The sequence below is a fragment of the Pseudoalteromonas sp. SR41-8 genome (assembly GCF_014163915.1).
GTDB classification, from domain to species: Bacteria; Pseudomonadota; Gammaproteobacteria; order Enterobacterales; family Alteromonadaceae; genus Pseudoalteromonas; species Pseudoalteromonas rhizosphaerae.
In genome coordinates this window covers 1-3,630 of record NZ_JACJEE010000064.1, presented here as the reverse complement: position 1 = coordinate 3,630, position 3,630 = coordinate 1, and the positions used below count along the sequence as shown (strand labels likewise).

Genomic DNA, 3,630 nt, shown 5'->3' with positions numbered 1-3,630 from the left:
GCATTTAGCATTTAGCATTTAGCATTTAGCATTTAGCATTTAGCATTTAGCACCTTAAAGCTTTGCAAATGCATCTTGCAGTGGTGGTACTACTTGCTTTTTACGGCTCAGTACGCCGTCTAGCCATACTTTTCCGTCTTTGGGCGTTACACCATAAGCACTTTCAACTAGTGTTGCATCGTCAGATACGATCAGCATTTGTGAGCCTTCTTTCATGATGTCGGTAAGTAATAAGAATACCGAGTGGCGTCCACCTTCTTCTTTAAGCTTAGCAATATCAGCTTCAAGGTCTGCTTTAATATCATCAAATACCGCTAGATCGATAACTTCTAATTGACCAATACCAACTAGTTTACCGTTCATGTTGAAGTCTTTAAAATCACGCATTACTAAATCACGCGCTGGAGTATTCTCAACCGCTGACTTAACACGGAACATATCCATGCCTAATTCTTTAAAGTCTTCGATGCCGGCAATTTCAGCAAGCGCTTCAACACATTTAATATCAGCTGTGGTGCAGGTTGGTGATTTGAAAATAACCGTATCACTTAAAATTGCACACATCATGATACCTGCAATGTCTTTTGGAATTTCAACATTGTAGAAGTCATACATCATTTTAATGATCGTGTTTGAGCAGCCAACAGGGCGGATCCAGCATTCAAGAGGTGTAGAGCTGGTTAAATCGCCTAGTTTATGGTGATCAACAACGCCAACAACGCGAGCTTGATCGATATCATCAGGTGCTTGCGTTTTTTCGGTATGGTCAACGATGTAAACATCTTCACCGGCATAACTTAATTTTAGCTCTGGTGCTTCAAAGCCGAATTTATCAAGAATAAACTGCGTTTCAGGTGATATTTCACCAAGACGAGTTGGAATTGCTGGTTCTTCGATTTGGTTTTTCAAATATGCGAGTGCGATTGCACCACAAATAGAATCTGAATCTGGGATTTTATGACCCACTACATACATTGACATGACGGAACTCCTTAAATTTTGCCGTATTTTAGCAAAGTAATTTAACTTTGACACATTCGCGTTGGTGATTTTTTGTAATATTCAGTCTTAACAGTAGTTAAAAAATTCAACTGCCATTTTTATATGTTTTTGGTTACACTTTAACTAATTGAATCTTTTAGGAAGAACTCAAATGCAGTTAGGTCGCAGAGGCTGGAATAATGTGGTTATTTTTTCCATGCTGTTGATGATTTTCTTTTTTAATGGATTACATACAAAACTCAACAGTGGTTCAGAACAATCTAGTGTGCAAAGTGTATTGCCAGCGCAAAACTTTATTTTAGCTCTAGAGTTTCCCGATCAAAAAATAGAGCGCATAGGCACTTCTTGGCGCGCCACTGCATTAATCAATAATGCACCTGCTAGTTTTTGGCAAGCAACAACAGCAAACCTTGTGGCATTAGTAAATGAATGGCAGAGCATGCAATTGTCGGTCGCTGATAATCAGCAAGCATTCCACAATACCTCAGCTTTGACTGTAGCAACCGTATGGTTGGCAGGCGAGCAACTTCCTTGGTTGTATCAATTATATAGCGCACCACAAGGCTATTATTTATTAGATAAAAGCAACCAGCGCGTGTTATCACTTGATAAAGCAACTGCGCAGCGTTTATTCCCTAGTTTTAATTTTTCACAAAGTGAGCCTAAATAGTATGCCTGAATTACCAGAGGTTGAAGTTAGCCGAATGGGGATCACCCCACATATTTTGCAGCAAACAGTTACAAAGGTGAATATTCATAATTCGAATATGCGTTGGCCTGTGCCGGATGATGTGTACAAAATCGCTAACTTAGCTGTGTTAGCTGTTAAGCGTAGGGCAAAGTATTTGCTACTTGAGTGTGAACTGGGCAGCATTATTTTGCATTTAGGTATGTCGGGTAATTTACGAGTTGTTGAACAAAATGAGCCATTAAAAAAGCATGATCATATCGAGTTTATATTTGCCAACGGTAAAGCATTGAGACTAAATGACCCACGCCGATTTGGTTGTTGTTTATGGCAAGCGCCCGGCGAATGTCATAGCTTACTGAGCAAACTGGGCCCTGAGCCACTCACTGATGAATTTACTGCTAAGCGCGTATATGAGCAGTCACGAAATAAGAAAGTGCCAATCAAACAATTTATTATGGATAACGCTGTGGTGGTTGGTGTGGGTAATATTTACGCTAACGAGTCTCTTTTTAAGGCCGGTATTCATCCAAAACGTGAAGCAGGAAAAGTATCACAAGCGCGCTATCAGCAATTAATCCCTATTATTAAAGATACTTTGGCTGCGGCTATCACTCAAGGTGGCACGACATTAAAAGACTTTGCCCAAAGTGATGGTAAACCAGGTTACTTTGCACAACAGTTATTAGTTTATGGCCGCAAAGGTGAGCCATGTATGGTATGTAAGAAAGCATTAACAGAAATTCGTTTAGGGCAACGTAGTACAGTGTACTGTAGTCAATGCCAAAAATAAGTTAAGGCATGTTGCACTTGAGAGCTGCTATTTGCAGCACTGGGAACAACACGCCTGAGGTATGTATCTGAGTTACAGCTCAAACGGTGCAACGCCGACGGCTGTCATTTTATAGCCCACTTGTGCAATGTCGCCACTCCAGGTTTCAGTGCTGATGACGCCGGTAACGACTATGGCATCGTACAAACTTTCAATTGGCACGCCGCCTTTAATTGTCACATGAACAATTTGATTCGGTGGTGGTGGTGGCACGTGGATGCAAGCACCAAAGTAAGGCACTAATAAAAACTCAGTAATCATTTCGCTGTCACCTTCAAGAGGTACTACAAACCCAGGTAAGCTGACTGATTGGCCATTGAGTTCCTTAACAATTGGTGCATCTAGATCAGGTTGCACCCAATTTTGCTCTGTACCTTCATGGCTAGCTTGATCTTGAGTATCTATTTGTACATGTCCCTTAGGAATTAAATCTTCCCAAAAAATTTCTTTTGGTTCATTGGCATAACTACTAAAATTATAACCAAAGCTAAAAATAACTAAGCAAAGCAAAGTGAGCTTTTGAAAGTACTGCATGATATTCCTCTTAAATTTTAATGCTCATGCCATCAGACAATGAGTAAAAATAGGCGCGGGTGGCTGGTATCAAACCAACGATAAAGCCGGCCGCCATAATAGCGCCGATCAATACCAGTTCATAGCTCGATAGCATCGCAATGGTGATTGTGATGCCGGCATTACTCTGCAAGTAACCTGTGGCAAGAGACATTAATAAATAAAATAACCCACAACCTACTAGGCAACCTAAAAAGGTTATCAGTAGTGATTCTATGCTGATCAATGTGAATAAATGCCAAGGACGCGCACCGACAGAGCGTAAAATGGCCAATTCGCGGCGGCGTTGGTTAAGGCTGGCCAATAGGGTCGTTAGCATGCCTAGCAGACTCACGAGTACCACTACGATAGAAAACAGCAACAAGATTTTTTCAACAATTGTCAGCATTTCCCATAGCTCACGCAAAGTTACACCAGGCATGATGGCAAGCAACGCTTCAGGTTTGTACTGATTAATATTGCGCCTTACTTGTAACGTATAAAGCGGAGAATCAAAACCCACTAAAAACGCGGTGATTTGCTTAGGTTCGCCTGT

Annotated in this window: 5 protein-coding genes; 2 read left to right on the top strand and 3 right to left on the bottom strand. The window is 41.0% G+C overall.

Going from position 1 to position 3,630, the window contains the following annotated elements:
* Window positions 1-54: 54 nt before the first annotated feature.
* Window positions 55-981: a manganese-dependent inorganic pyrophosphatase gene (locus tag H5162_RS20940; protein ID WP_145234704.1), complete on the bottom strand. Its 927-nt coding sequence runs from the start codon at window positions 979-981 to the stop codon at window positions 55-57.
* Window positions 982-1,153: 172 nt separating this feature from the next.
* Between H5162_RS20940 and H5162_RS20935 the strand changes: the two genes are divergently transcribed.
* Together H5162_RS20935 and mutM are read left to right on the top strand one after the other, a co-directional pair.
* The gene (locus tag H5162_RS20935) at window positions 1,154-1,672 is read left to right on the top strand and encodes a hypothetical protein (protein ID WP_145234706.1); all 519 of its coding nucleotides are present in this window, start codon (window positions 1,154-1,156) and stop codon (window positions 1,670-1,672) included.
* A 1-nt stretch (window position 1,673) separates the two neighbouring features.
* Window positions 1,674-2,483 carry a bifunctional DNA-formamidopyrimidine glycosylase/DNA-(apurinic or apyrimidinic site) lyase gene (gene mutM, locus H5162_RS20930; protein WP_182779428.1) on the top strand — a complete coding sequence of 270 codons (810 nt, stop codon included), beginning with the start codon at window positions 1,674-1,676 and terminating at the stop codon, window positions 2,481-2,483.
* Window positions 2,484-2,555: 72 nt separating this feature from the next.
* Here the strand turns inward: mutM and H5162_RS20925 are convergent, their stop codons facing one another.
* Both H5162_RS20925 and H5162_RS20920 read right to left on the bottom strand, forming a co-directional pair.
* Window positions 2,556-3,056, bottom strand: coding sequence for a DUF3299 domain-containing protein (locus tag H5162_RS20925; RefSeq protein WP_149983159.1), 501 nt, complete (start codon window positions 3,054-3,056; stop codon window positions 2,556-2,558).
* A 10-nt stretch (window positions 3,057-3,066) separates the two neighbouring features.
* Window positions 3,067-3,630 (bottom strand): ABC transporter permease (locus H5162_RS20920; RefSeq protein ID WP_182779427.1); only part of this gene is annotated, 564 nt, incomplete at its 5' end.